Origin of the sequence: Pseudoduganella plicata (assembly GCF_004421005.1) — a bacterium.
GTDB lineage: Bacteria > Pseudomonadota > Gammaproteobacteria > Burkholderiales > Burkholderiaceae_D > Rugamonas > Rugamonas plicata.
This window is the reverse complement of sequence record NZ_CP038026.1, coordinates 1,341,456-1,366,762: the sequence shown is the minus strand read 5'-3', so window position 1 is coordinate 1,366,762 and position 25,307 is coordinate 1,341,456. Positions and strand designations below refer to the sequence as shown.

Genomic DNA, 25,307 nt, shown 5'->3' with positions numbered 1-25,307 from the left:
GCAGCGCGCCTCAGATGGATAGTCTCAAGTCATAGCGTGGAAATACTGAAATGATGGATTGGATCCCGATAGTCTTCGTTACGTTCAAGTTTCTCGTGCTGGGCACGGGCATGTTTTTCGCCATCAAGTGGCATTACGATCAAGGCAAGAAAGGGAAGGCGAAGGAGGCGCGCGCGTTGCTGCGCGCCGCCGGCCAGGTGGCGGCAGTCTTCGTGTTGTTGCTCCTTGGCGTGGGGGTCTTCGGCTTCGGCCTTCTCAGGTTGCTCGGGAATGACTTGACCTTTCCGTGATGCCAAAGCACGGCCGGCCGATGCCGGTGATATGGCGGCACTCCCGATGTAGCTGTCGCGCAGCGTCGGCGGGGCGGAGCCCGCTCCGGCCGACAGCATCGGCATCGCTGCCACGTGGAAGCAGCAAGCCATTTCGCATCTGGGTGGGGCACGCCCATCCATTCTCACCGCTTCTGCGCCAGCCACGTCCGTCGGGCCACCCTCGCTGGCGCCGCCGAAAACCCCGCACGGCTACACTCTCGCCATGGATGAGCATAGGAGCAATGCATGGAAGAGTTGATCGAATTATTGCAGTGGCCGGCAATGGCGGCCTCGCTGCTGGCCGCCTGGCTGGTGGGGTCGCGCAGCGCGCGCCGGCGGCTGTCGGGGTTTATCGTTTTCCTCGTCAGTAATGTGATGTGGGTGATCTGGGGCTGGCATGACGAAGCCTGGGCGCTGATCGTATTAAACTGCTGCCTGGCGGCGACCAATGTCCGCGGCATCATCAAGAACGAAAAGGGGACCGATAAAGAATGACCACTACTCCTTTGCACGTCGTCTGCCCGCACTGCGACGGCGTCAATCGCGTACCGGCCGAACGGCTCGTTGAGGGGCCGACCTGCGGCAAGTGCCAGCTCGACCTGTTTACCGGCAAGCCGGCGGACCTTGCCAGCGCGCGCTTCACGAAGCATATCGAACGCAACGACATTCCCGTGCTGGTGGATTTCTGGGCGCCGTGGTGCGGCCCGTGCCGGACGATGGCGCCGTTTTACGAGCAGGCCACGAAGAAGCTGGAGCCGCACGTGCGTGTCGTCAAACTCGATACGGAAGCGAACCAGGATATCGGCGCACGCTACGCCATCCGCAGCATTCCGACATTGGCATTGTTCCGCAACGGCCGGGAAGTGGCCCGGCAGGCCGGGGCGATGGATGCCAACAATATCCTGGCCTGGGTGGGGCGCAATCTCGGTTGAAATGACGCCGCGGGACGGTGTCCGGTGTCCTCATATAAGTAAATAAAATCGTTTACTAATTGTCGCGCCGGCCGTATAGTTGGCGCATGAACAATCCATTACTCATCGCCGCCGCGTGCCTGCTGGCGCTGCTTTCCACCGTGGGTACGTCGCTGCCGTATCCGATCCTGCCGCCGCTGTTTGCCTCCGGCGTCAGCAATGGACTGAACGCGTTTCTCGGCTTGCCGCCGAAGCTGCTGTTCGGCATTGCGCTCACCGTCAATCCCGTCGGCCTGCTGATCGGCGCTACGTTGCTCGGCCCTGTTTCCGACCGCTTCGGCCGCCGGCCGGTGCTGCTGGCCACCGCCTTTGGCGCGGCGGCCGGGCATGCCGTGACGGCACTGGCGCTGGTGCTGGAGTCGTATCCGCTGTTTATCGTCGCACGTTTCGTCACGGGCCTGATGGAAGGCAACAGCTCCGTGGCGCGCGCGCTGCTGGCCGAGCGGCTGACGGGGCCCGAGCGTGTGCGCGGCCTGTCGCTGCTGAACGGCGCGTTCCACCTGGGCTGGCTGGCCGGTCCGCTGCTGGCCGGACTGACGGTGGGCTTCGGTATCGCGGTGCCTTTCCTTGTCGCGATTGCCGCCCTGGTGCTGGCGGGCATGCTGGTCATGGCCGCGTTGCCGGCCACGCGGCACGGCGCGCCTCTGATGGGCAAGCCGGATTCGCTGTGGCAGGTCGCGCGGCGCAACAACGTCCTGCGCCTGTTGCGCCATCCCGAACTGCGAACGCTGTTCGTCATCCAGCTGGCGTGCAGCGCCGGTGTCACGGCCTTTTATGATTTCTTCCCGCTGTGGCTGGTGGAAGTGGGCGGCTTCGGCACACAGCGCATCGCCATCGTCAACACGGGACTGTGCGCCGTGATGACGGGCGCGGCGGTGCTGGCCGGACGCGGCGCCGGCGGCGACCCGCTGCGCCGTGCGGCCGCGTATGCGTGTGCGATCGCGGTGGCAGTAGGCGGCGTTGCCGTTGGCAACCTTTGGGTGGGCGTCGGGGCGATCGTATTGTTCGGCATCCCGAATGCGTTCTACAATGCGACGATGCAGCCTTGGGCCGCCGAGCGATTCGAACGGCACGGGCAGGGCGCCGTCATGGGCCTGCTGTCGACAACGTTCTGCCTGGCCAGCATCCTGACGGCACTGGCCGGCGCCGTGCTCGTGCTGATCGACACCCGGCTGGTGCTGGGCGTTGGCGCGGCGCTGTCGCTGTGGGCCGGCTGGCGGCTGCGCCGCTGGCGCGTACAACTGTCGGCCACGGCCGCACACGAACAACTGATGAAATCACCGATATGAACACCGCCGACCAGATCCTGTTCCTGCTCAAGACGCGCGGGCCGAAAACCGCGCAGCAGCTGGCGGAAATCCTCGACCTGACGTCGATGGGCACGCGTCGCCACCTGGAAGCGGCCCAGGAAAAAGGTCTGGTGCATTATGCCGACGTGGCCGAGAAAGTAGGCCGGCCGTCGCGCCGCTGGCTGCTGACGGAAGCGGGCCACGCGCGCTTCCCCGACCGTCATGCCGACCTGACCGTGCAGCTGATCGACCAGGTGCGGCAGCTGTTCGGCGATGCCGGAATGGACAAATTGATTACATCGCGTGAAGTGGCCAGCGAGGCGTTTTACCGGGAAACGGTGGGCGACGCCGCAACGCCGCTGCCGCAACGGGTGGCGGCGCTGGCGCAGGCGCGCGATGGCGAGGGTTATATGGCGGAGGTGGAGGCGCTGCCGGACGGCAGCCTGCTGCTGGTCGAAAATCACTGTCCCATCTGCGCGGCGGCGCGCGCCTGCCAGAATTTCTGCCGCTCGGAGCTGGAGGTGTTCCAGCGCGTGCTGGGGCCGGACTGCAACGTCGAGCGCACCGAGCACCAGTTGGCGGGCTCGCGGCGCTGCGCTTACCGCATCGTCCCGGCCTGAGCCCCCGATCCGGCGACGGATTCGGCGCCACTCGTGTACAGTAGTCAAAAACACAAGGGAGGTTATATGGCATTGGAAGAAGAAGTGCGCCGCAAATTCGTGGCCGACGTGTGGCACCGGTTCGAGGAAGTGCAGAACTGGGCGATCGCCAACTGGCCGGACAGCGAGCATCCGCTGTCCACATCGGACTTCGTCGAGGGCCGCAAGGAGATTCTCGGACTGGGCCTGCCGGCCGCGCAGAAGCTTACGCGCGAACCGCAGGCGGCACCGGAACCGGAAGACGGCGGCCCGCAGTATGTGGATGTGACGCCGGCTCCCTGGCCGTAACCAGGCCGCGCTCAGCGCTGTTCGCGCAGGCCGGCATGCTCGCCGGCCTGCGCCAGCATCCAGGCCACCAGGCTGACGGCGAGGCATCCCAGCACGCCGCAGGCCAGCTTGAACGCGCTGTCGAACAGCAGCGGCGCGACGAGGCCCGACACCAGCGCGAACAGCGTCATCTGGATGAACGACTGCAGCGATGCGGCCAGCCCGTTGTTGTTGGGGAAGTGGTTCAGCGCGATCAGCGACAGCGGCGGCATCGCCAGCGCCAGCGCCAGCGAATAGAAGAACAGCGGCAGCACGGCCCACGGAATGGCGGCCGTGAACCAGTATGTGTACGCCACGTTGGCGACGCCCGCGAGGCCCATGCCCGCATACGCCACCCAGATCAGCGTCTCCTGTCTGTAGCGGTGCGCCACCTTGCCCGACACCGCCGATCCCACCACCATGCCAGCCACCAGTGGAATGAACAGCCACGCGAACGACGTTTCCGGCAGGTGCAGGATGTGCATGATGAAGTAGGCGGCCGAGCCGATGTACAGCGCAAAGCCGCCGAACGCCACGCCCAGCGCCACGGCCAGCAGCAGGAACTGGCGGTGCCGCAGCACTTTCAGGTAATTGCCGGCAATGGTCTTGAAATGGAATGGGTGGCGATCCTTCTGCGCCAGGCTTTCGGGCAGCCAGCGCCAGACGGCGAACAGCATGACGACGCCGAACGCCGTCAGGAACCAGAAGATCGAACGCCAGCCGTACGTCACCTGCAGCCAGCCGCCGATGATCGGTGCGAGCGCCGGCGCCAGGCCGAACACCATCATGATGTGGCCGAGGATCTTCTGCGCCTCGGCGCCGGAAAAGCGGTCCTGCACGATGGCGCGGCTGACGACCGAGCCGGCGCCCGAGGCCAGGCCCTGCAGCACGCGGCACACCAGCAGGAAGCCCAGCGAGCCGGCCAGCGCGCCACCCACGCAGGCGGCGATGTACAGCACGAGCGAGACGAGAATGATGGGGCGGCGGCCGAACGTGTCGGACAGCGTGCCGTAGAACAGCATCATGAACGCGAAGCAGAACAGGAACAGCGACAGCGTCTGCTGCACCGCCAGCGGGGTCGCGCCGAACTCGGCGCCGATAGCCGGGAAGGAAGGTAGATAGGTGTCGATCGCCAGCGGACCGACCATCGTCAGCCCCGCCAGGAGCACTGTCAGCAGAAAATTCATGGAAGGAGTATTGTTATTTGGCCGCGTATTTTACGCCAGGCCGGACACGGCTGCCGGACGCACGCGAGACGCATATCGATATGCGAAAAACATGCAAGGGGGTGAAGTACGCGCGCGGGGATTATTCATTAAAATGCACGCCTCGTTCCTTGAAGGAACAAAGCAATGACAAGAACCTCATGACTATCGACACTTTCGACGGCACCGGCGTCAAGCCGGCCCACTGGGACCTGGACGCGGTCGTTGCCGCCCTGCGCGTCTCGCGGGAGGCAACGCACAATATTCGCCACCAGCGGCGCATCCGCGAGCTGCCGTCGCGCGAGGCGCTGACAACCATCGTCAATGGCCTGTTCGCCGTGCTGTTCCCCACCCATTACGGCCGCCCGAATCTGACCGACGAAAGCATCGACTACTTCGTCGGCGACACGCTGAACACGACACTGAACAGGTTGACGGAGCAGGTGCGCCGCGGGTTGCAGTTCGCCGAGGGCGTCGACGCGGCGGAAACGACGGAGGACGCGCTGACCCGCCAGGCGCACGAGATCACGCGCCAGTTCGCCGCCAGTCTGCCGCACATCCGCGCGCTGCTTGTCTCGGACGTGCAGGCGGCGTATGCGGGCGACCCGGCCGCGACGTCCATCGCGGAAATCATGCTGTGCTATCCCGGCACGATCGCGATCCTGCACTACCGCCTGGCGCACCGGCTGCACCAGCTGGGCTCACCGTTTATTGCCCGCATGATGTGCGATATCAGCCATTCGCTGACGGGTATCGACATCCATCCGGCCGCGCAGATCGGCGCCAGCTTCTTCATCGACCATGGCACCGGTGTCGTCATCGGCGAAACGGCGATCCTGGGCGAGCGCGTGCGGCTGTACCAGCACGTCACCCTGGGCGCAAAGCGCTTCCCGGCCGATGCGTCGGGCATGCTGATCAAGGGAACGCCGCGCCACCCGATCGTCGAAGACGACGTGGTGATCTACGCCGGCGCCACGATCCTGGGCCGCATCACCATCGGCGCCGGCTCCACCATCGGCGGCAATGTCTGGCTGACGCAAAGCGTGCCGCCGAACAGCAGCGTCTCGCAGGCGCAGATGCGCAGCGACTGAGCTGTTCTTGCGGGCGCGGAGGGGCTGCCGGTCAATCGACCGGCGCAGGCCCCACGTCGATCGCATCGGGCAGCATGAAATCTCCCCGCTCGTAGGCGGCCAGCACGGCGCGCGCCGCCTCCAGGTCCGCTTCCGGCACGAGCACGCGAGTGCCGCCCAGTGCGGGCGCCAGCAGGAAATTGACCTGACCGTGCTGGTCGTCGGCGACAACGGCGGCAATGCCGGCGGCGCGCAGGCAGCCGCGCAGCAGGTGGGCTTCGGTGGGTTCCAGGCGGCGCGCCACCAGGCGATAGTCGTTCGGGTGCTGATCCGACATGGCACACTCCAGGCGAGGGTGATGTGCCATGCTAACAGCAGCGCGCCGTAAGACGGTTTTATCCAGGTCGTCGCGCCACGCCAGCCAGTGGTTTTCCGGCGCCAGCATGGCGCGGTCGCTGGCCTGCCCAGCAGTGCCGGCAGGAGGATTGCCGCCAGCACGATATCGGCGCGGTCCGTTGGCGCCCGTCGCCGAGCAGGTAACCGAGGCCCCGGCTGTGGCGATCAGCTTCGCCGCCACTGTGGCATCCACGGCAGCTGCAGCCTATGCGCAGGCTGCCGCACGCCGAGGCTGACGCCGCAGGCAAATCCAATGCTGACGCGTAGCGTGCTGGCATCTACGTGCCTCTCCAGAGCCGCCCAGTACGGCTATCGGCGTCACGGAACTTATTATCGAGTTTTTCGATAATAGGGCTGTAAATTTTCTGTTTTACATCTCCACCACGGCCTGCGCATAATGGCCGGATTCCGTCACACCATACACTGGAGAGTACCGCATGAAAAAACTGATCGCCTTTGTCGCCACCGCTGCCGCCATGATGACCGCCCTGTCCGCCCACGCCGCGCCGGAAACCTACGTCATCGACAATTCGCACACGTTCGCCCGCTTCTCGTACAGCCACCTGGGCTTCTCGACCCAGGAGAGCCGCTTCAATAACACGACGGGCAAGATCAAGCTGGACCGCGCCGCGAAGACGGGTTCCGTTGACGTGACGATCGACACGAAGTCCGTCAACACGGGTTCGGACCTGTTCAACAGCCATATCCAGGGCGCGGACTTCTTCGACACGGCGAAGTACCCGACGATCACGTACAAGTCGACGAAGTTCAACTTCAACGGCGACACGCTGGCTTCGGTGGACGGCAACCTGACGATCAAGGGCATCACCAAGCCGGTGCAGCTGACCGTGACGTCGTTCAAGTGCATGCCGCACCCGATGGCCAAGAAGGATGCCTGCGGCGCCAACGCGACCGCGACCATCAAGCGCAGCGAATTCAACGCCGGCAAGTACGCACCGAACGTCAGCGACGACGTGCAGCTGACGTTCTCGATCGAGGCCATCAAGGAGTAACTCTGCCTGTAAGGTTGCATCGGCCGGTCTGATTTTGTCGTACATCAAGGGAAAACATGAAACGACCGATGCAACATGCCGCCATCCTGGCGGCATGATTCACCACGGCTGCGGGCTCCGCATGGGCGGCCTCATCTGTTAAGCCTGTTGGCAGGCCTGATGGTCGAGCCCGTGACAGTTTTCGTGCCTGACCCCGATGTTGTCACAGCCAGCCGAGGGCGCCGACTAGCGCGCCGGCGCCCAGCAGCCACAGCAGGTGGATGCGGGTACGCCAGAGGATCACGGCGGCAAGGACGGAGACGATGTACAGCGGCCATTCGTTGGCCGGGTCGCGGTTGGCGCCGCCGAGCACGATACCGGTCGAGATCAGCATGCCGATGACGAGCGGTGCCATGCCTTGCTTGAAGGCCCGCACGGCGCGCAGCTCGCGGTTGCGTTGCCCCCAGCTGGCTGCCAGCAGCACGATGACGCTGCTGGGAAGCATGATGCCCACCATCGTGACGATAACGCCCAGCACCGCGGCCAGATAGCTGCCCGCGTTCAGTCCCACTGTCCAGCCGATCAGCGCCACGAACAGCACGTTCGGTCCCGGCGCCGCCTGCGCAATGGCGATGGCGTCCGTAAACTGTTGTTGCGTCAGCCAGCCGTGCTGTTCGACAAGGTAGCGGTGCATCTCCCCGGTCGTGGCGATGGCGCCGCCCACCGACATCAGCGACAGCACCATATAGTGGGCAAACAGGTCGATCCAGTCGTGCCACGTCAGCACGATGTGCAGGTCGCCGCTCATGGCGTGAGCCGCCGCCACGTCAGCACGCAGCCGATGCCGCCAACCACCGCGAGAACGCCCGGCATTGGCAGCCGCAGCGCGGCCAGGGCGACGATTGCCAGCCCGGCCAGGGTTGCCGTCACGGGCAGCGGCAGTGGGTGCCGGGTCAAGGTTGCGGCCAGCTTGATGCCGGTGGCGGCAATCATGCCGGCCGTGACGGCGCCCATGCCGCGCAACGCGCCTGCTACGCGCGGGTTATCGGAAAATTGGGCGTAGACGGTGGCCAGCGCCAGCACGACCAGCGAGGGCACGAGCAGCATGCCGGCCAGCGCGGCCAGCGCGCCCGACACGCCGAAATAGCGGTTGCCGATGACGATGGAGAGGTTCACGACGTTGGGCCCGGGCATCGTCTGCGCGACGGCCCATTCTTCCACGAAATCCTCCTGCGTCATCCAGCGCCGGCGTTCGACCATCTCGCGCTGCACGACGGGCAGGACGCCGCCAAAGCCCTGCAGGGCCAGCAGCGTGAAGGCGACAAACAGGTCACGCCGCGAGCGCGGCCGGGGATGGGGGACGGAACCGGGAGGAGGCGCGGGCGGCTGGGTCATCGCAGGATTATCCACTGCCAGCCGGTGGCTGTCCACGCACCGGCGGGGCCGCGCGGTCCTGGTCCGTTCGCGCGGCGTTCAGCCGCCGCCGATGGCCTCGACAATCGTGCCGCTGCCGCCGCAGTTCGGGCAGGGCTGGCCGTCGCCCGTCTTGCCGCTGCCGCTGCAGGCGGGGCAGACGTCCTCTCCCGTGCCGGGTGTGCCGGCGGGCGCTTCGTCGCCGGGGTTGGTGGGTGCGTTGGCGTTGCTGTTCGGATCGGGCATGGCGTTCTCCTGGTTGACGGATGACGGCAGGTTAGCGCGAAGTGCGGCGTGCCACTGCGCGGCAGCTAACACAGACGCGTCATGGAGTACATGCATTGACTTTCGCAACGGTTGGCCGATACTCCACGCAGGTTCCGCCCATTCTGCAACCCGCCGCACGGACCCATCACCCATCCAGGAGGAATTCATGGAAGCGATCGAAACGCGCGCCCGCCACGCACGCACGGACAAGGTTATCAGCGACATCGTCGACAACGGCATTGCACTGCAGGACCGGCTCAGCACGGTGTGCGCGCTGGAATACCTGAAATCGCACAGCATCGACGCGGACGTGATCCAGCGCGTGCTCCTGTTTCCCGCGCGGCGGCGCCTCGTACTGGCGGCACTTATGCACAAAAATTAGCAAAACGAAAACGCCGCGAAATTTTTGCGGCGTGTGTCCGGATGGTACCGATGAGGCTGTAAGTGCTTGATTTCGTTGACTCCTGAATCTGCCTGTTGAATGGGCAGTTTAAGGAAAACGGCGTCATTGCAGGCGCTTTGACTTGTCAAGTGGCTGTTATCAACAAAGTTATCCCCAGCTGGTGTGGATATTCCTAAAAACGCTTTGCAATCCGCGACTTAGCTGCAAAGGGAAGAGCCCGGGCAGCAATATGGACCCACGTTCGCCGACGAAGGCGACACGTTAAGTGCTGTATGTCTATACAGTAACCGGTGGCGACCCGTGGCCGGCAGCAGGGCGTGCAGCCAACGTCATCCGGACGGCCGGCTCGCCCAGTGCGACGGTGCCCGACCAGTCCGTACCCGCGCGGACGGCCTCGACAGCTGCCTGCAGCGGCTGCTGCAGCGCCGCAAGTTGCGTCTGCACGGCGGCAACCAGCCGCTGTGCTTCGGAAAGGCTATGATAACCCCGCAGCGATGCGATCACGGTCGTAAACAACTTGCGGGTAGTGAGGTCGGTCTTGCACCAGAAATCGTTGATGTCGTAATCGAGGATGATGCCATGCTCCAGCGCCTGGCCGGGCTGGCCGGTGCGCAGCACGATACGCACCAGGGCGTTGTGCAGCTCGTCCCGGATGCGCGTGGCCACACGCAGGCCTGCATCGGTCGTCTCCATGATCACATCCAGCAAGACAAGGGCGATGTCGTCGTGCTGACGCAACATCTGTAAAGCCTCCTCGCCACTATAGGCGTGCAGGAAGCTCAGGCGGCGACCCATGAAGACGGCGTTGCTGAGCGAGAATTTAGTGACCACGTGCACGTCGACGTCATCATCGACGATGAGCACCTTCCACGGCGCCGGGGCTGGCGCGGCCGGGTCGTCCGTGTCCGGTACTTCGTCTTCAATCATCCAGCCTTCGCTGGCGTCGTCAGCTTTCGAATCCATGTTTCGCTCGCGGCTATCGTGGGAGGAGCCCCGGTTACGACACTATTCCTCGCCGGCATTTTTGTCAAAGTATTCGCCGACCATGGCAGGTGGCGACCCGGTCGTGTCATGAAAGATTTTTTTTATCTGTTCGGACCGCTGGACTGCAGTCTATGCAGGCCCATCTATAAGTGCTTGATTTTGCTGGCACAAAAATTTGCCTGTTGAACAGGCAATTTGTTGAAACCCGCGCCGATACTCAGTTTGCTCGCTGTCAACCCCATCTTTTCCACATTGTTATCCACAAACGAAGTGGATAACTCCAAAAACTGCTTTGTAAACGTCCTGTTAGAGGGATCCGCCGAACACGGTATGACGGCAATCACCGGCACTGCCGTGCTCTTCCGGAACCTTCCAGCGTCGCTGCACGCCGCCAATCGTGTCGCCTGAACAACGACCTGCAAGTGGAAAGGTTCTTCGATTGCTCCGCCCGCAGCAGTCGGATCCACCCGCGCACGATTGCCGAGTTGTCAAATAATTAATAACAATTGCACTATACTTCACTGATGAGCACGCTTCTGTGCTTGCGACATGCGCCGCGTCAGCGCATGTCGACGTAACTTTTCAAAGGTAAGTCATGCAAAACCAAACACGCCAGTGGCGCTGGGCGATCCTGATGGCACTCTGTGCCACGGCAGTTCACGCGCACTCCGCCAATCCTCCCGCCAACGCACCAGCCGAAACGCAAGGCGCAAAGGAGGCCCGCGCTGCACGCGAGGCCGTTGCCCAACAGCAGAAACAGCTGTTCGAGGAAAAGAACATTTCCGCCCCCGTCGAGCAGAAGGGCGCCGTCACAGTGCTCGAACTGCCGCCGGACGACAGCGATTCGCCGGGAGCAGTGAAGAAATGATGCACGTCTTTCCTACCGCAGCCCCGGCGCTGCGTCGCACGGCGCTGGCCCTGGCCATCGCCCACGTCGCTTGCGCCCACGCCGCCGCGCCGTACGCCGGCAACGAGGTCGAAGCCCGCGTCGGCGCCATGATCGACAACATGTCGCTGGCGCAGAAAATCAATTTCATCCGTGTCGACGACGGCCATATGCTGCCGCTGCTGCCTTCGCAGGGACTGTATGGCACCACGGCATACGATTCGTCGATGGGCGTGCACGTCAATAACGGTACGTTCGGTGCGCAGTATCCGTCGCAGTCCGCGCTGGCCGCCACGTGGAGCATCAACCGGGCGCGCCAGTTCGGCCTGGCCATCGGCTACGAAACCCGGCAGGCCGGTGCGCAGCAGATGCTGTCGCCGGGCCTGAACATGTACCGCACGCCATACAACGGCCGTGCAGCCGAGTACCTGAGCGGCGAAGACCCATTCCTGGGCGCGGTCCTGGGCCCGGCCGTGACGAATGCCATTCAGGCGCAAGGCATCCAGGCGTCCGCCAAGCACTTTGTCGCCAACGACGTCGAGGCGAACCGTCACCTGCTGGACGTGACGGTGGACGAGCGCACCCTGCGCGAAATCTACCTGCCGGGCTTCGAATCGACCGTCAAGAACGCGGCGCCCGCATCCGTCATGTGCGCCTTCAACAAGATCAACGGCGACTACGGCTGCGAAAGCCACCACCTGATCACCGAGGTGCTGAAAGGCGAATGGGGCTTCCAGGGCTTCGTCATGAGCGACTTCAACTCGATCCACCATCCGCAGAAGGCGGCATGGGCGGGCACCGACCTGGACATGCCGACGGGCCTGGCGTTCAACGAAGCCAATATGTACGACCTTATCTACAGCAACCAGGTGCCAATGGTTGTGCTGGACGACAAGGTGCGCCGCAACCTGCGTGCGATGGTCAGCTACGGCTTCGACAAAGGCATCCCGGCGCCGACGCCGCTGGACACCGCCTACGGCGACGCGGCCTCGCTGGCCGTGGCCCGTGAAGCGATCGTGCTGCTGAAGAACGAGGCCACCAATGGCTCGATGCCGCTGCTGCCCCTGACAACCAATGCACGCATCGCCGTCATCGGCGACATGGCGCAGCAGCCGCCGGCGTCGCCTTTCGGCACGGCATGGTCGCCGCCGAACCGCTACGTGACGGCGCTGAACGGCCTGCAGCAGTTCAATGTGGACACGGCCAACGTCACGTACATTCCCGCGTTGTCGCTGAACCCGGCCGAATCCGTCTGGTACCAGCCGGGCGCGACGGCTGCCAATGCGGCCCCGGGATTGAAGGCCGAATATTTCGCCAACACGAACCTGGCCGGCACGCCGGCAGCAACGCGCATCGAACCGGGCGTGGCATGGGACTTCATGACGGGACGCAACGTCACTGCCAACGGCAGCACGGCCCTGGCTGGCTTCAGCCCCACACCGGGCGCCTTCTCCGCACGTTTCAGCGGTACCATCAGGCCAACCGTCACGGGCGCGCACGTGTTCAAGGTGCGGGCGGACGGCGCCTACAAATTGTGGGTAAACGGCGAACTGGTGCTGGACTTTGACGGCGCGCCCATCTCGGCCGACGTCATCAACACGCTCAGCAGATCCGGCAAGACGGGACAGCTGAAGGCAGGCCAGCTCTACACGGTGAAGCTGGAATATCGCCGCACCAGCGGCGCCTACTTCCCGGTGCTGGGCAGCATCAACGGTGTGCAGATGAGCTGGGCATCGCTGGCGGCCCCGGCCAGCCTGGCCGGCTACGACGCTGTCGTGGTCGCGGCCGGCGTGAATGCCGAGTACGAAGGCGAGGCCATCGACCGGCCGTTCGACCTGCCGGAGTATCAGTCGGACCTGATTGCGGGCGTGGCCAAGGTCAATCCGAACACCATCGTCGTCATGCACGGCGGCGGTCCGTCGAACATGCTGCCGTGGTCGAAGAAGGCAGCGGCCGTGCTGCAAGCCTGGTATCCGGGCCAGTTCGGCGGCCAGGCGCTGGCCGAAATCCTGTATGGCAAGGTCAATCCGTCGGGCAAGCTGCCTGTGACGATCGGCAGCAGCGAGGCGGACTATCCGTCCTATGCCAGCTACGGCGCCATCGCCGATTACCAGCCTGCGGGAACTTTCCCGGACGCCGCGTCGAACACGTCGAAAAAGACGATGACGTACGCGGACGGCGTGTTCATGGGCTATCGTGGCTTTGACAAGGCCGGAACGAAACCGCTGTATCCATTCGGCTTCGGCTTGTCGTACACGACGTTCGGCTACAGCGACCTGAAGCTGTCAGGCAGCCAGCTGACAGCCGGCGCGACCGTGGATGCCACGTTCACGCTGACCAACCGCGGCCGCCAGGACGGGTTCGAGGTGGCGCAACTCTACGTGCGTCCCGTCAAGCCGACCGTGGCGCGCCCGCTGCGCGAGCTGAAAGGCTTTGCCAAGGTGTTCCTGCGCGCTGGCGAGAGCAAGCAGGTGACGATTCCGGTCGATGCGCGCTCGCTGGCCTACTACGTGCCGGCCAGCGGCGCATGGCAGGTCGACGCGGGCAAGTTCCACATCGAGGTGGGCGGTTCGTCGCGCGATCTGCCGATGTCGCAGACGTTGAGCGTGCCGGCCGTGCAGCAGCTGTCCACGGGGTCGTCCAATCCGCTGCCGGCATCGGTGCGGCAGGCGGTGCAGGTGGCTGCCGGACAGGCGTACTGAGCGGCGACTGAAAAACGGTGACAGACGCCGTTTTTCAAACCGTGACCGGTGGCGGTACTGTGGAGAGGGCCAATGGCTCTCGCCCCCGGCCTTCGCCACAGGTCACGCCGCCGCCAGGTGGCGTAATTCTTCGAACCGCTGCAAAAACAGCGCAAAGGCGCGCTCCGGTCCCACGGGCACGATGCGCTCGGGGTGGGGCGGCGGCAGATGCCCCCATTCGATCCATGCCGGTGGCAGCAGGTCGCGCAGTTCCGTTGCCATGCTGACGAGGTCGGCGTGCTTGATGGCCGGATGATCGTCCCGGAAACCGAAGCGACGCCGCAGCGCTTCCTTGACGGGCATGATCCGGTCTTTCACATAGCCCCTTCCCAGCATCACCTTGACGGGAGACGGCCAGTCGCCCAGGAACTCCTCGCAATCGTGCAGCAGTGCCGCATACGCCAGAGGCGGCGGCACCAGCCGCGACACCATCACCGAATGCTCCGCGACCGAATACCACGGCCGTGCCGCACCGCCCCAGCGCGGCTGCGACGCCAGGCACAGGGCGATGTCCTCGATCGGCAGACCGGTCGCATCCGGCGCCAGCAGGTCCAGCACAAACCCGGAGGGCAGCAGGATGGCCGTACGGCCATCGGGCTTGGATTGACGGGTATGCGGATGGGGCTGCGCCTGCATGGTCGGGAAGGAGTGCTGTATGAATATACAGTATATCAGACTGGCGGGCGGTGGTGCGCCACGATGTCGAAACGCATTTCCAGCGCATCCTGCACGGCCATCGCGCCGCCCAGCACGGCAAACGGCACGAGGCCGAAATCGGTCTGGCGCAAGGTCAGCGTCCCGCTGGCGCGCAAGCCGTCGGGCGTCGCCTCGATGGCGGCCGGCACGTCATAACGCCGTGTAACGCCGTGCAGCGTGATGGCCGCGCTGACGTTGCCGCTACGGCTGCGTTCGATCGTCACCTCGACCCAGGGATAACGTTCCGCATCCAGCACGCGCGTCAGCATATTGCGGCGCGTGCCCTCGATCGCTTCGCTGGACGGTTGCGTGTCCAGGCCGGCGGCGCGGCGCAGTCCAGGTTCGTCCACCGTGAGCGCATCGACGCGAAAGCGCAGCACGGCCCGGTTGTGCGCCGGATCGATTTCGCCGACAAGCGTGCGGGCGGCAACGACATGGTCGTGGCCCAGCCGGGCAAGCGGTCCGCCACGCCGCACGGTGATGGCGATCAGCGATGCCTGCGGGTCGATCGTCAGCCTGCCCGCAACGGGCAACGGACTCGCGGGCGCGACGACGGGGGCAGGGGAAGGAAGCGCCGGCGGGGAAGCAGGAGCACTGCAGCCCGCCAGGGCAAGAGCCGCAAGCGCGGCCGGGAAAATCGATGGGAAGCAGGGCAAGAGGCGAAGGTTCGGCATGGGGCCAGTGTAGCGCAAGCGCCGGCCGACCCCGGTCACGGGAGGGCGATGGCCGCTCGCGTCACACGGCCGTCATTTTGACGTGAGAAGATTGCCTTGCTCTTTCAAATCTCTCCCGATTTGGAATTTTTTTCCCGCGTCCCCGACGCGGGTTTTTTTTGCCCCCGCCAGATCCTCCTCCAGGCGGAACTGACGCACCATCTGCGCCAGGCCGGCAGCTTCATCCTGCATCGCGCTGGCCGCGGCGGCAGCTTCCTCGACCAGGGCCGCGTTTTGCTGCGTCACGTGGTCCATGTGCGTGATGGCCGTGTTGACCTGCTCGATGCCGGCCGTCTGCTCCTCGCTGGCACTGCGGATCTCGGCCATGATGTCGGTTACGCGGCGCACGCTGTTGACCACTTCGTCCATGGTCGTGCCGGCCTGTTCGACCAGGCGGCTGCCCGCTTCGACCTGGCCCACCGAGTTGCTGATCAGGCCCTTGATTTCGCGGGCGGCGGCGGCGCTGCGCTGTGCCAGCGTACGCACTTCGCCAGCCACGACGGCGAAGCCGCGGCCCTGTTCGCCCGCACGGGCCGCTTCCACGGCGGCGTTCAGCGCCAGGATGTTGGTCTGGAACGCGATGCCGTCGATAACGCCGATGATGTCGACGATCTTCTGCGACGACGTATTGATCGAACCCATCGTCTGGACCACCTGGGCGACGACGGCGCCGCCGCGGGCTGCGACGTCGGATGCGCTCTGCGCCAGCTGGTTGGCCTGGCGGGCGTTGTCCGAGTTCTGGCGCACGGTGGACGTCAGTTCTTCCATCGAGCTGGCGGTCTGTTCCAGCTCGCCTGCCTGCTGTTCGGTGCGCGAGCACAGGTCCTGGTTGCCGCTGGCGATCTGGCTGGAGGCGGACGCGATATGTTCGGCGCCGCTGCGTACCTTGCCGACGACGGACGACAGGTTGTGGCTGATGCCGTTCATCGCCTGCTTCAGGCGGGCGATTTCATCGTTGCCGCGCACTTCGAGCTGCACCGTCAGGTCGCCGGCAGCGATCTGGGTGGCGGCCTGTTCCACTTCGGCCAATGGGCGGGAGATATAGCGACGCACGGTGACGTACAGCAGAGCGGAGAAGACGAACAACGCCACCAGACCCATCAGCACGTAACGGTTGCGCAACGCTGCCGCTTCGGCGGTGATCTCGTCCACGTAGGCGCCGCCGACGATGACCCAGTTCCAGTCTTTGAAGTAAGAGTAAACGGCCAGCTTCACGCGCGGCTCCGTTTCGCCCGGGTTCATCCACGGGTAGTGCGTCACGCCTTCTCTTTTCTCCAGCATCTCGCGGACGAACGCATTGCCGTCGGCGTCCTTGGATTCCAGAATGCTCTCGCCTTCAAGCTTCGGGTGCACGATCAGCTTGCCCAGGCTTGCGCCTGGCGTGGCGTTCAGCACGTAGAAGTAGCCCGTCTGGCCGACCTTGATCGAGCGGATACGCTCCTTGAGCGTGGCCATTTCCTTCGACACGTCGATGCCCACGTACAGGACACCCACGACCTTGCCGGAAGCGTCGCGAATGGGATCGTAGCGGGTGATGTGGGGCTTGCCGAACAGCGTGGCCAGGCCAACGTAGCTCTGGCCGGCGCGCAGCAGGGCGTACCCCGGGTGCGTGCGGTCGAGCATCGTTCCGACGGCGCGGTTGCCGTCTTCCTTCTTGACCGATGTCGAGACACGGATGAAGTCCTCGCCCGTGACGGCAAAGATCGTGGCGTTGCCGCCGCTCTGCGCCGTAAAGCGGTCCGGGATGGCGAAGTCGTTATTGATGACGTGATCGCCGTCTTTCAGCGTCGGGGCCGGCTTGCCGCCTACCTCAATGATGTTTTCCGTGTCGAGCGTATACTTGTTATCGAACTGTGCAGTCAGCAGCTTGGCAAAACTGCCGGCTTCGCTGGTGACCGCGGTGTTGAACAGGTCGACCATGTTCTTCACGCCGTTGAGTTCCTGGCCGACCGCTTCGGTCGCGCGCTGTTCCAGCAGGCGGCCGGTGCCGACGCTGATGACGACGATCAGGCAGGTGAGTACGAGGCTGATCAGCGCAAAGGTGAGCAGGGTGATGCGGGTACCCACGCTCCAGGTATTGGGATGTATCGATTGTTTATTCATGTCTTTTCCTTAGTTTTGAAGCTTCAAAACGTTTGAGGCATCCGCGGGCGCTGCCGCATCACCGGCGCTCCGTCTGGTTTCCATTGATACCAGTTTTGAAACGTTTTCTTCTTTCCTTAATGAAGTCCTAAGCCTGAGGAGAATGAAACCAGGCAAAGTGTAACCCGTACCGCGCAATTATTGTTGAGCGGCAGGTTGCCGGATTCCTCAAATCCGGCACGATTTCATGGGCCTCGATCTCGTCTCCGCGACGCGATCCGGGCCGCAGTTGCAGTGCTATCCCCGCGCTCTCATAATAGAAAGCGTTTTGACCGGTCCCCTCCTCAGATTGCGGCCGGTCTTTTTTTGCCTAAAACTTTTAATATCCTGTTGTATCGAAATGACACTCCGACCAAATCGGCGCTATGATTTGTAATTCGTACAATTCATTGGAGATAACATGATCGACCTATATACTGCGGCGACACCGAACGGTCACAAGATTTCTATTGCATTGGAAGAACTGGAGCTGCAGTACACGCTGCACGTTCTTGACCTGTCCGCCGGCGAACAGAAACAGCCCTGGTTCCTCAACATTAACCCCAATGGCCGGATCCCCGCGATCGTCGACCGCGCCAACGACAACTTCGCGGTATTCGAATCCGGCGCGATCCTCATCTACCTGGCGGAGAAAACCGGACGCCTCATGCCCACCGATGCCGAAGGCCGCTCGCGCGTGCTGCAATGGCTGATGTTCCAGATGGGCGGCGTCGGTCCGATGATGGGTCAGGCCAATGTGTTCCACCGTTATTTCCCCGAAAAGCTGCAACCGGCCATCGACCGCTACCAGGGCGAGACGAAGCGCCTGTTCCGCGTGCTGGACGGCCATCTGCAGAACAACGAATACCTGGCCGGCGACTATTCGATTGCCGACATCGCCAACTATGCCTGGGTACGCACGCACAAATGGTCCGGCGTTGCCATCGACGACCTGCCCAACCTGCAACGCTGGCTGAAAGCCATTGGCGAACGTCCTGCCGTTCAGCGCGGCGTCACGTTGCCGCCGTCGGATGTGCTGGACAGGGCGGAAAACGACGATCAGGCGGCCAGGATGGCGGCAAACGCCCGCAACATGCTGGAAACCGGACAATCGCGCTAGGGGAACGCGTGAAATTATACATGAGCTTTCGCGCGCCAAACCCTCGCCGCGTAGCAATATTTATTGCAGAGAAGGAATTGCGGATTCCACAACAGACCGTGGATCTTGGCAAGCTCGAGCACCGCTCGGCCGAGTTTTTGGCGCGCAATCCGTTCGGGCGCGTCCCCGCACTTGAACTGGACGACGGCCGGGTGCTGGCCGAGACGCGCGCCATCTGTACGTATCTGGAAGGGCTGCAGCCGGAACCGAATCTGATGGGGCGCGATGCCACCGAGCGGGCATTCATCGAAATGGCCGACCGGCGCATGGAACTGCACCTGTTTGCCGGCATCGCCAATTGTGTGCGGCACACCCATCCCGGTCTGGCGATGCTGGAGAGTCCGCAGTTCCCCCAGTTCGGTGCCGTGCAGGGCGAGCGCGTGCGCGACACGGTGCGCTGGCTCGACGAGGTGCTGGCGCGCCAGCCGTATGTGGCAGGGGAGCGCTACACCATTGCCGACATCACGGCGTTCTGCGCGCTGGAGTTTGCTCGCGGGCTGATGAAGTTCCGTCCCGGGCAGGAGGGGTTTGTCAACGTGCAGGCGTGGCGGGACCGGATTGCGCAGCGGCCGGCTTCTTCGGCCGGGGCCTGACGCGGCCAGACCGGGGTATCCCCCGCCGGCCCCCGAGCGGCCGGCGGGGTCGCTCAGCCGACCCGCCTGTACCAGGGCTGCCGCGCCAGAAGCTGCTGATATTGCCCGCCCAGCCGCTCGCCGGCATCGATCTCCCGGTCGATGCCCAGCACGCCGAAGACGGCCAGGCTGTCGTGGAACAGCTGCAGCACGCGATGCCGCAGCAGCGGGCCGAAGTCGGGCAGGGCGCGGCGGCAGACAATCAGCTGGAACTCGTTGAACGACGAATCCGTGACGAGGTTGTACTGTGCCCACGTGATGCGGCTGCGCAGCTGCGGCAGCGGTACCAGTGCGTCGCCGTCGCACTGGAAGTAATCCGCCAGCCGCCCCGTGCCCCCGGCCTGCTCATAGCTGCGCTGGTAGCTTCCCATCAGCGCCGGCGCGATCGTCGCCGACAGCGCTTCCTCCAGCAGCGCGTCGCTGGCCACCGTCGCATAAATCTCGACTCTGCCCAGCAGCTCCCGTTCCGCCAGCAGCACGGCTACGGTCCACGCCTGTTCGGCGCCGGCGCAGTCGGCCAGCCAGATCTTCGGCAGCGGCGCGCCGGGCAGGCAGTGTTCCGCCACCGCAGCGAACTGAGAAGCTTCGAGCGGATCGTCGAACATCGACGCCGGCTGCACGGAAAGTGCCCGCAGCAGCGCGGACGACGTCGCCACGTCGTGCAGCACACGATCCTGAAGCTGCGACAGGGTGTGCAGGCCGCGCCGCTGGCGCAATGCGAACAGCTTGCGCTTCAATGCGGTGCGCTCGTGCGTGCGGAAGTCGAAACCGAAGCGCTGCACCAACGCCTCCAGCAGCAGCTCCAGTTCCAGTTCTTCGACCTCGGGCAGGCAGGCGTGTCGCGCGTCGCCCGGCGGCACGCTCAGCTCGCGCGTGCTCAATGCAGCCAGACGCGCATCAGCGACAGCAGCTGAGCGACGTCCACCGGTTTGGTGATGTAGTCGGAAGCGCCCGCGGCAATGCACTTGTCGCGGTCGCCCTTCATCGCCTTTGCCGTCAGCGTGATGATGGGCAGCGAACGGAACTTCGGAATGCGGCGGATGGCCCGCATCGTGTCGTAGCCGTCCATCTCCGGCATCATGATGTCCATCAGGACGATCTCGATGGCCGGATCGCGTTCCAGCACCTCGATGCCGTCGCGGCCGTTCTCCGCGAACGACACGTGCATCTGCTGTCGCTCCAGCAGCGAGGACAAGGCGAAGATGTTGCGCAGGTCGTCGTCGACGATCAGCACCTTGCGGCCGGCCAGTCCGGAATCGGCAGCGTGCACCTGTTCCAGCATGCGCCGCTGCGCTTCCGGCAGGTTGGCCTGCGAGCGGTGCAGGAACAGCGCCGTCTCGTCCAGCAGGCGTTCCGGCGAGCGTGCGTCCTTGATGACGATCGTTTTGGCGTAGCGTTTGAGCTTGGCTACTTCCTTCTTGTCCAGCTCTTTCGCCGTGTTGATGACGACGGGCAGGTCGCGCAGCTTGATGTCCTTGCCGATGATGTCGAGCAGCTCGAAGCCGGAGATGTCGGGGAGCGTCAGGTCCAGCACCATGCAGTCGAAATGACTGGTGCGCAGCGCCGCCAGCGCCTCCTCGCCCGTGCCGACGGCCTGGATGTCGACGTCGCCCTCGCCAATCAGCGCGACGATCGAGTCGCGCTGGCCCTGTTCGTCATCGACGACCAGCAGGCTGCGCTTGCCGCCCATCAGGAATTTCTGGATGCGCGTGAACTGCTCCTGCAGCGCGTCCTTGTCCACCGGCTTGTTCATGAACGAGATGGCCCCCGAGCGCAGCGCCCGTTCGCGCTCGCGCGACGCGGACATCACGTGCACCGGGATGTGGCGCGTGCTCGGATCGCGCTTCAGGCGGTCCAGCACCGTGAAGCCGTCGATGTCCGGCAGGTCCAGGTCCAGCAGGATGGCCGACGGCAGGTAGTCGCGCGCCAGCGACAGCGCCGAATCGCCCTGGTGGATGACGATGCCCTTGAAGTTCTTCTCGCGGGCGAAGTCCAGCACGACCTTGGCGAAGCGCTCGTCGTCCTCGATGATCAGCACGGACGGGTCCCCGGGCGCCGTCAGGCCGCGGTCGTCGATCGTCGAGCTGTAGGTTTCGCCGTCCCCGTCCGCGGGCGACCGGTGTTCGATCACGTCCACGTCCGTGACGCTCTGGCTGTAGATGACCTTCGGCGGCAGCGGCGCCATGCGTTGCGGCGCAGGGCGGGGCTGCTCGTAGTTGACGAAGCCGGCGCGGTTATACGGCAGGAACAGCGTGAACGTGGAGCCGCTGCCCACAGTCGATTCGACGCGGATCTCGCCACCCAGGAGGCGCGCAAGCTCGCGCGAGATCGACAGGCCCAGGCCCGTGCCGCCGTACTTGCGGGCGGTCGAGCCGTCGGCCTGCTGGAACGCTTCGAAGATCAGCTGCAGCTTGTCGGAGGCGATACCAACCCCCGTGTCACTGACGGAAAATGCCAGCACGGCGTCCGCATTGGCCAGGTTCGGGTTGTCCAGGCTCCAGCCGCCGCCGACCAGGCCGATCTCCAGCGAGACCTGGCCGTGCGACGTGAATTTGAAGGCATTGGACAACAGGTTTTTCAGCACCTGCTGCAGGCGCGTCGTGTCCGTCATCAGGGAGGTCGGCAGGTTCTCCGCCAGCGCCACCGTGAAGCCCAGGTGCTTTGCTTCGGCCATGTGGCGGAAGGTACGGTCCACGTAGTTGCGCAGGTTGGCAAAGCGGTACTCCGACACGTCCAGCGTGACGGTGCCGGATTCGATCTTCGACAGGTCGAGAATGTCGTTGATGAGCGTCAGCAGGTCGGAGCCGGAGCCGTGGATGGTCTTGGCGAACTCCACCTGCTTGCCCGACAGGTTGCCCTCAGGGTTGTCGCCCAGCTGCTGCGCCAGGATCAGCAGCGAGTTCAATGGCGTGCGCAGCTCGTGCGACATATTCGCCAGGAATTCGGACTTGTATTTCGACGACAGCGCCAGCTGCGTCGCCTTTTCCTCCAGCGCCAGCTTGGCCTGCTCCACCTCGCGGTTCTTGCGCTCCACCTCGATGTTCTGCTCGGACAGCAGGCGCGCCTTCTCCGCCAGCTCCTGGTTGGTCTGCTGCAGTTCCTGGGCGAGGGACTGCGACTGCGTCAGCAGCGACTCGGTACGGCTGTTCGCCTCGATGGTGTTCAGCACGACGCCGATCGATTCCATCAGCTGGTCGAGGAACGACAGGTGGGTTTCCGTGAAGCGGTCGAGCGAGGCGATCTCGATGACGGCCTTGACCTGCTGTTCGAACAGGATCGGCAGCACGACGATGTTGGTCGGCGGCGCCGCGCCAAGGCCGGACGAGACGACGATGTAATCGCGCGGCACGTCCGTCAGCCAGATGCGCACCTTCTCCAGCGCGCACTGGCCGACCAGGCCTTCGCCCGGCAGGAACGACGTCGGCAGCTTGCGGCTGGAACGGTAACCGTAGCTGGCGATCATGCGCAGGCGCGCGTCGTCCAGCTGCGAGTCCATCATGTAGAACACGCCGTGGTGCGCCGACACCAGCGGCGCCAGCTCGGACAGGATCAGTTTCGTCACCGCCTGCAGGTCGCGCTGGCCCTGCAGCAGCCGGGTGAAGCGCGCCAGGTTGGTCTTCAGCCAGTCCTGCTGCGCGTTCTTCTGCGTGGTTTCCTTCAGGTTGCGGATCATCTCGTTGATGTTGTCCTTCAGGTACGAGACCTCGCCGCGCGCTTCGACCTGGATGGAGCGGGACAGGTCGCCCCGCGTCACGGCCGTCGCCACTTCGCCGATCGCGCGCATCTGGTTGGTCAGGTTGGCCGCCAGCTGGTTGACGTTTTCCGTCAAGTCCTTCCACGTGCCCGCGACACCGGGCACGTTGGCCTGGCCACCCAGCTTGCCTTCCGTACCCACCTCGCGCGCCACCCGCGTCACTTCCGACGCGAACGACGACAGCTGGTCCACCATCACGTTGATGGTGTCCTTCAGTTCGAGAATCTCGCCTTTCACGTCCACGGTGATCTTTTTCGACAGGTCGCCACGCGCCACGGCGGTGGTCACGGCCGCGATGTTACGCACCTGGCCCGTCAGGTTCGAGGCCATGAAGTTGACATTGTCCGTCAAGTCCTTCCACGTGCCGCCCACGCCCGGCACGTAAGCTTGCCCTCCGAGCTTGCCTTCCGTCCCCACCTCGCGCGCGACGCGGGTCACTTCGGAGGCGAACGACGACAGCTGGTCGACCATCACGTTGATCGTGTTTTTCAGCTCGAGAATCTCGCCCTTGACGTCCACCGTGATCTTCTTCGACAGGTCGCCGTTGGCCACGGCGGTCGTCACTTCGGCGATGTTGCGCACCTGGCCCGTCAGGTTGCCGGCCAGCTGGTTGACGTTTTCCGTCAAGTCCTTCCACGTGCCCGCGACACCCGGCACGTTGGCCTGGCCACCCAGCTTGCCTTCGGTACCCACCTCGCGCGCCACGCGCGTGACTTCCGAGGCGAAGGAGTTCAGCTGGTCGACCATCACGTTGATGGTGTTTTTCAGCTCGAGAATCTCGCCTTTCACGTCCACCGTGATCTTCTTCGACAGGTCACCGTTGGCCACGGCCGTCGTCACGTCCGCGATGTTGCGAACCTGGCCCGTCAGGTTACCGGCCATCGAGTTCACGGAGTCGGTCAAGTCCTTCCACGTACCGGCCACGCCTTTTACTTGTGCTTGCCCTCCGAGCTTGCCTTCCGTCCCGACTTCCCGCGCCACGCGCGTCACCTCCGAAGCGAACGACGAGAGCTGGTCCACCATCACGTTGATGGTGTTCTTCAGTTCGAGAATCTCGCCTTTGACGTCCACCGTGATCTTCTTGGACAGGTCGCCGTTCGCCACGGCGGTGGTCACCGCCGCGATGTTACGCACCTGGCCCGTCAGGTTCGACGCCATGAAATTGACGTTGTCCGTCAAGTCCTTCCACGTGCCGCCCACGCCCGGCACGTACGCCTGGCCGCCCAGCTTGCCCTCCGTGCCGACCTCGCGCGCGACGCGCGTCACCTCGGAAGCAAACGAGCGCAGCTGGTCCACCATGACGTTGATGGTGTCCTTCAGCTGCAGGATCTCGCCGCGCACGTCCACCGTGATCTTTTTCGACAGGTCGCCGTTGGCCACGGCGGTCGTCACCTCGGCGATGTTACGCACCTGCGACGTCAGGTTGCCTGCCATCGAGTTGACCGAGTCGGTCAGATCCTTCCACGTGCCCGCGACGCCTTTCACCTGCGCCTGGCCGCCCAGCTTGCCCTCCGTACCAACCTCCCGCGCCACGCGCGTCACCTCGGAGGAGAACGACAGCAGCTGTTCCACCATCGTGTTCGCCGTCGTCGCGGCGCGCAGGTACTGTCCCTTCAGCGGGTGGCCATCCACCTCCAGTGCCATCGTCTGCGACAGGTCGCCCTTCGCCACGGCACCGATGACCCGTGCCATCTCCGTGGTCGGGCGCACCAGGTCGTCGATCAGCGTGTTGACGGCGCTGATGATCGTTGCCCAGCCGCCGGAGACGTTCGTCACCGGGGCTCGCTGCGTCAGGCGGCCTTCGCGGCCCACCACGCGGCTCGTTTCCGTCACGGACCGGACGATGCGCTCGTTGGTCTCGATGATGTCGTTGAGCGTATCGGCGATCTTGCCCGACACGCCGGTCCAGTCGGACGGCATGCGTGCGGTGAAATCGCCCTTTTTCAATGCCATCAAGGTGGACAGGATCAGCTTCAGGTCCAGCTCTTCAGGCAATTCGGTCATGTCGTTCATTGACGCTTCCCTCTTGGAAAAGTATATGGTGGCCGGCGCATGCGCCGGCCGTGCGGCAGATTGTCCCGGTCGACGGGGCGCGCGGACGGCGCGGCGGGCGCGCTGTGGGCATTGTCATCGGAATAAGTGGAGGTGGTGAAAACGACCGCGGACTGCGTACGGGCGTGACAACGCCGGCGGAAGCCGTCCGCCGGCATGCCGATCCGCGCCGGTGGCCAGGCGGGAACTCTACTACTGAGAAATAGATTGGGAATATACACGACAGCGCCACCCGAGCCACATTGCCAAAGGCTTCCAGTTTTCCGCCCGTCCGACAATACGCCGTA

24 protein-coding genes are annotated in these 25,307 nt (G+C 64.3%); 13 read left to right on the top strand and 11 right to left on the bottom strand.

Features of this window, described 5'->3' with window-relative positions; translation table 11 throughout:
• Positions 1-50 precede the first annotated feature (50 nt).
• From E1742_RS05910 to E1742_RS05885, 6 genes are all read left to right on the top strand, one after another.
• Positions 51-290, top strand: a complete 240-nt coding sequence (locus E1742_RS05910) for a hypothetical protein (protein ID WP_134383985.1) — start codon at positions 51-53, stop codon at positions 288-290.
• A gap of 267 nt (positions 291-557) precedes the next feature.
• Complete coding sequence (locus E1742_RS05905; protein ID WP_134383984.1) at positions 558-806, top strand: hypothetical protein; 249 nt, start codon at positions 558-560, stop codon at positions 804-806.
• Positions 803-1,243, top strand: a complete 441-nt coding sequence (trxC, locus tag E1742_RS05900; protein WP_134383983.1) for a thioredoxin TrxC — start codon at positions 803-805, stop codon at positions 1,241-1,243. Before E1742_RS05905 ends, trxC begins: the two co-directional genes overlap by 4 nt.
• 86 nt (positions 1,244-1,329) lie before the next feature.
• Positions 1,330-2,571 (top strand): MFS transporter, encoded by a 1,242-nt coding sequence (locus E1742_RS05895; protein ID WP_134383982.1) that lies wholly within the window; start codon positions 1,330-1,332, stop codon positions 2,569-2,571.
• Positions 2,568-3,191 (top strand): helix-turn-helix transcriptional regulator, encoded by a 624-nt coding sequence (locus E1742_RS05890; RefSeq protein WP_134383981.1) that lies wholly within the window; start codon positions 2,568-2,570, stop codon positions 3,189-3,191. Before E1742_RS05895 ends, E1742_RS05890 begins: the two co-directional genes overlap by 4 nt.
• 66 nt (positions 3,192-3,257) lie before the next feature.
• Positions 3,258-3,518, top strand: a complete 261-nt coding sequence (locus E1742_RS05885) for a hypothetical protein (RefSeq protein WP_134383980.1) — start codon at positions 3,258-3,260, stop codon at positions 3,516-3,518.
• An 11-nt stretch (positions 3,519-3,529) separates the two neighbouring features.
• On the opposite strand, the gene E1742_RS05880 is transcribed toward E1742_RS05885, so the two are convergent.
• Complete coding sequence (locus tag E1742_RS05880) at positions 3,530-4,723, bottom strand: multidrug effflux MFS transporter (RefSeq protein ID WP_134383979.1); 1,194 nt, start codon at positions 4,721-4,723, stop codon at positions 3,530-3,532.
• Between the two features lie 179 nt (positions 4,724-4,902).
• On the opposite strand from E1742_RS05880, the gene epsC reads away from it, so the two are divergent.
• The gene (gene epsC, locus E1742_RS05875) at positions 4,903-5,832 is read left to right on the top strand and encodes a serine O-acetyltransferase EpsC (RefSeq protein ID WP_134383978.1); all 930 of its coding nucleotides are present in this window, start codon (positions 4,903-4,905) and stop codon (positions 5,830-5,832) included.
• A 31-nt stretch (positions 5,833-5,863) separates the two neighbouring features.
• Here the strand turns inward: epsC and E1742_RS05870 are convergent, their stop codons facing one another.
• Positions 5,864-6,148 carry a putative signal transducing protein gene (locus E1742_RS05870; RefSeq protein WP_134383977.1) on the bottom strand — a complete coding sequence of 95 codons (285 nt, stop codon included), beginning with the start codon at positions 6,146-6,148 and terminating at the stop codon, positions 5,864-5,866.
• 496 nt (positions 6,149-6,644) lie between these two features.
• On the opposite strand from E1742_RS05870, the gene E1742_RS05865 reads away from it, so the two are divergent.
• Positions 6,645-7,220 carry a YceI family protein gene (locus E1742_RS05865; protein WP_134383976.1) on the top strand — a complete coding sequence of 192 codons (576 nt, stop codon included), beginning with the start codon at positions 6,645-6,647 and terminating at the stop codon, positions 7,218-7,220.
• A 202-nt stretch (positions 7,221-7,422) separates the two neighbouring features.
• Here the strand turns inward: E1742_RS05865 and E1742_RS05860 are convergent, their stop codons facing one another.
• The 3 genes from E1742_RS05860 to E1742_RS05850 all read right to left on the bottom strand — a co-directional run bounded on the left by E1742_RS05860 (position 7,423) and on the right by E1742_RS05850 (position 8,858).
• On the bottom strand, positions 7,423-8,007 hold the full coding sequence (locus E1742_RS05860; protein WP_134383975.1) for a chromate transporter: 585 nt from the start codon (positions 8,005-8,007) through the stop codon (positions 7,423-7,425).
• On the bottom strand, positions 8,004-8,594 hold the full coding sequence (locus E1742_RS05855) for a chromate transporter (protein ID WP_134383974.1): 591 nt from the start codon (positions 8,592-8,594) through the stop codon (positions 8,004-8,006). Before E1742_RS05855 ends, E1742_RS05860 begins: the two co-directional genes overlap by 4 nt.
• 78 nt (positions 8,595-8,672) lie before the next feature.
• Positions 8,673-8,858, bottom strand: a complete 186-nt coding sequence (locus E1742_RS05850; protein WP_134383973.1) for a hypothetical protein — start codon at positions 8,856-8,858, stop codon at positions 8,673-8,675.
• Between the two features lie 187 nt (positions 8,859-9,045).
• Between E1742_RS05850 and E1742_RS05845 the strand changes: the two genes are divergently transcribed.
• Positions 9,046-9,261 (top strand): hypothetical protein, encoded by a 216-nt coding sequence (locus tag E1742_RS05845; protein WP_134383972.1) that lies wholly within the window; start codon positions 9,046-9,048, stop codon positions 9,259-9,261.
• Between the two features lie 297 nt (positions 9,262-9,558).
• On the opposite strand, the gene E1742_RS05840 is transcribed toward E1742_RS05845, so the two are convergent.
• Positions 9,559-10,245 (bottom strand): response regulator, encoded by a 687-nt coding sequence (locus E1742_RS05840; protein ID WP_229466555.1) that lies wholly within the window; start codon positions 10,243-10,245, stop codon positions 9,559-9,561.
• 616 nt (positions 10,246-10,861) lie between these two features.
• On the opposite strand from E1742_RS05840, the gene E1742_RS05835 reads away from it, so the two are divergent.
• Both E1742_RS05835 and E1742_RS05830 read left to right on the top strand, forming a co-directional pair.
• On the top strand, positions 10,862-11,134 hold the full coding sequence (locus E1742_RS05835) for a hypothetical protein (RefSeq protein WP_134383971.1): 273 nt from the start codon (positions 10,862-10,864) through the stop codon (positions 11,132-11,134).
• The gene (locus E1742_RS05830; protein WP_206076734.1) at positions 11,131-13,854 is read left to right on the top strand and encodes a beta-glucosidase; all 2,724 of its coding nucleotides are present in this window, start codon (positions 11,131-11,133) and stop codon (positions 13,852-13,854) included. The genes E1742_RS05835 and E1742_RS05830 overlap by 4 nt, the downstream gene beginning before the upstream one ends.
• Before the next feature lie 102 nt (positions 13,855-13,956).
• Here E1742_RS05830 and E1742_RS05825 read toward each other — a convergent pair whose 3' ends face one another.
• From E1742_RS05825 to E1742_RS05815, 3 genes are all read right to left on the bottom strand, one after another.
• Positions 13,957-14,529 carry a hydrolase gene (locus tag E1742_RS05825; RefSeq protein ID WP_134383970.1) on the bottom strand — a complete coding sequence of 191 codons (573 nt, stop codon included), beginning with the start codon at positions 14,527-14,529 and terminating at the stop codon, positions 13,957-13,959.
• A 35-nt stretch (positions 14,530-14,564) separates the two neighbouring features.
• On the bottom strand, positions 14,565-15,122 hold the full coding sequence (locus E1742_RS05820) for a YceI family protein (RefSeq protein ID WP_229466554.1): 558 nt from the start codon (positions 15,120-15,122) through the stop codon (positions 14,565-14,567).
• A 213-nt stretch (positions 15,123-15,335) separates the two neighbouring features.
• A complete protein-coding gene (locus tag E1742_RS05815) occupies positions 15,336-17,405 on the bottom strand; it encodes a methyl-accepting chemotaxis protein (protein WP_134383969.1) in 2,070 nt (689 codons plus the stop codon).
• Positions 17,406-17,844: 439 nt separating this feature from the next.
• Here E1742_RS05815 and E1742_RS05810 point away from each other — a divergent pair, with 439 nt between their 5' ends.
• A complete protein-coding gene (locus tag E1742_RS05810) occupies positions 17,845-18,543 on the top strand; it encodes a glutathione S-transferase family protein (protein WP_134383968.1) in 699 nt (232 codons plus the stop codon).
• Between the two features lie 8 nt (positions 18,544-18,551).
• The gene (locus E1742_RS05805) at positions 18,552-19,175 is read left to right on the top strand and encodes a glutathione S-transferase family protein (RefSeq protein ID WP_134383967.1); all 624 of its coding nucleotides are present in this window, start codon (positions 18,552-18,554) and stop codon (positions 19,173-19,175) included.
• A 53-nt stretch (positions 19,176-19,228) separates the two neighbouring features.
• On the opposite strand, the gene E1742_RS05800 is transcribed toward E1742_RS05805, so the two are convergent.
• Positions 19,229-20,095 carry a CheR family methyltransferase gene (locus E1742_RS05800; protein ID WP_229466553.1) on the bottom strand — a complete coding sequence of 289 codons (867 nt, stop codon included), beginning with the start codon at positions 20,093-20,095 and terminating at the stop codon, positions 19,229-19,231.
• Positions 20,092-24,981, bottom strand: coding sequence for a HAMP domain-containing protein (locus E1742_RS05795; protein ID WP_134383966.1), 4,890 nt, complete (start codon positions 24,979-24,981; stop codon positions 20,092-20,094). Before E1742_RS05795 ends, E1742_RS05800 begins: the two co-directional genes overlap by 4 nt.
• Positions 24,982-25,307: the final 326 nt, after the last annotated feature.

What these genes read in the sequence shown, in the direction of transcription:
- E1742_RS05910 (WP_134383985.1), top strand. Translation starts at nt 51, where the DNA reads ATGATGGATTGGATCCCGATAGTCTTCGTTACGTTCAAGTTTCTCGTG.
- E1742_RS05905 (WP_134383984.1), top strand. Translation starts at nt 558, where the DNA reads ATGGAAGAGTTGATCGAATTATTGCAGTGGCCGGCAATGGCGGCCTCG.
- trxC (WP_134383983.1), top strand. Translation starts at nt 803, where the DNA reads ATGACCACTACTCCTTTGCACGTCGTCTGCCCGCACTGCGACGGCGTC.
- E1742_RS05895 (WP_134383982.1), top strand. Translation starts at nt 1,330, where the DNA reads ATGAACAATCCATTACTCATCGCCGCCGCGTGCCTGCTGGCGCTGCTT.
- E1742_RS05890 (WP_134383981.1), top strand. Translation starts at nt 2,568, where the DNA reads ATGAACACCGCCGACCAGATCCTGTTCCTGCTCAAGACGCGCGGGCCG.
- E1742_RS05885 (WP_134383980.1), top strand. Translation starts at nt 3,258, where the DNA reads ATGGCATTGGAAGAAGAAGTGCGCCGCAAATTCGTGGCCGACGTGTGG.
- E1742_RS05880 (WP_134383979.1), bottom strand. Translation starts at nt 4,723, where the DNA reads ATGAATTTTCTGCTGACAGTGCTCCTGGCGGGGCTGACGATGGTCGGT.
- epsC (WP_134383978.1), top strand. Translation starts at nt 4,903, where the DNA reads ATGACTATCGACACTTTCGACGGCACCGGCGTCAAGCCGGCCCACTGG.
- E1742_RS05870 (WP_134383977.1), bottom strand. Translation starts at nt 6,148, where the DNA reads ATGTCGGATCAGCACCCGAACGACTATCGCCTGGTGGCGCGCCGCCTG.
- E1742_RS05865 (WP_134383976.1), top strand. Translation starts at nt 6,645, where the DNA reads ATGAAAAAACTGATCGCCTTTGTCGCCACCGCTGCCGCCATGATGACC.
- E1742_RS05860 (WP_134383975.1), bottom strand. Translation starts at nt 8,007, where the DNA reads ATGAGCGGCGACCTGCACATCGTGCTGACGTGGCACGACTGGATCGAC.
- E1742_RS05855 (WP_134383974.1), bottom strand. Translation starts at nt 8,594, where the DNA reads ATGACCCAGCCGCCCGCGCCTCCTCCCGGTTCCGTCCCCCATCCCCGG.
- E1742_RS05850 (WP_134383973.1), bottom strand. Translation starts at nt 8,858, where the DNA reads ATGCCCGATCCGAACAGCAACGCCAACGCACCCACCAACCCCGGCGAC.
- E1742_RS05845 (WP_134383972.1), top strand. Translation starts at nt 9,046, where the DNA reads ATGGAAGCGATCGAAACGCGCGCCCGCCACGCACGCACGGACAAGGTT.
- E1742_RS05840 (WP_229466555.1), bottom strand. Translation starts at nt 10,245, where the DNA reads ATGGATTCGAAAGCTGACGACGCCAGCGAAGGCTGGATGATTGAAGAC.
- E1742_RS05835 (WP_134383971.1), top strand. Translation starts at nt 10,862, where the DNA reads ATGCAAAACCAAACACGCCAGTGGCGCTGGGCGATCCTGATGGCACTC.
- E1742_RS05830 (WP_206076734.1), top strand. Translation starts at nt 11,131, where the DNA reads ATGATGCACGTCTTTCCTACCGCAGCCCCGGCGCTGCGTCGCACGGCG.
- E1742_RS05825 (WP_134383970.1), bottom strand. Translation starts at nt 14,529, where the DNA reads ATGCAGGCGCAGCCCCATCCGCATACCCGTCAATCCAAGCCCGATGGC.
- E1742_RS05815 (WP_134383969.1), bottom strand. Translation starts at nt 17,405, where the DNA reads ATGAATAAACAATCGATACATCCCAATACCTGGAGCGTGGGTACCCGC.
- E1742_RS05810 (WP_134383968.1), top strand. Translation starts at nt 17,845, where the DNA reads ATGATCGACCTATATACTGCGGCGACACCGAACGGTCACAAGATTTCT.
- E1742_RS05795 (WP_134383966.1), bottom strand. Translation starts at nt 24,981, where the DNA reads ATGAACGACATGACCGAATTGCCTGAAGAGCTGGACCTGAAGCTGATC.